A 268-nucleotide genomic window follows, 5' to 3' on the forward strand; every position below is an offset into this window, starting at 1 on the left:
TATGAAGGATCTAACCGGAGAATTATTGAGTTTGATTTATATAAAATGCTGCTAGAAATTACAAAAGATAAAAGGATCTTCGAACGGATTTTTGAAATGGAAGAACGTCAAGGAAAAGATCAATTGTTTAAAGCAATGACGACATTTGCTAAGCCAGAAGTGTTTTTAAGAAAGATTAAAGAACAAATGGGAGACTATAATGTGGTGTTCCTCACTGGAATAGGTAAGGTTTATCCATTTGTTCGTTCCCACAATATTTTAAATAACT

General features: G+C 32.1%; 1 protein-coding gene. It reads left to right on the plus strand.

Features of this window, described 5'->3' with window-relative positions; genetic code table 11:
* A partial coding sequence (locus RYX56_RS22735; RefSeq protein ID WP_317124171.1) for a BREX protein BrxB domain-containing protein occupies positions 1 to 268 on the plus strand: 268 nt, incomplete at both ends.

It is taken from the genome of Alkalihalophilus lindianensis, assembly GCF_032843265.1.
In the GTDB taxonomy this organism is placed as follows: domain Bacteria; phylum Bacillota; class Bacilli; order Bacillales; family Bacillaceae_D; genus Alkalihalophilus; species Alkalihalophilus lindianensis.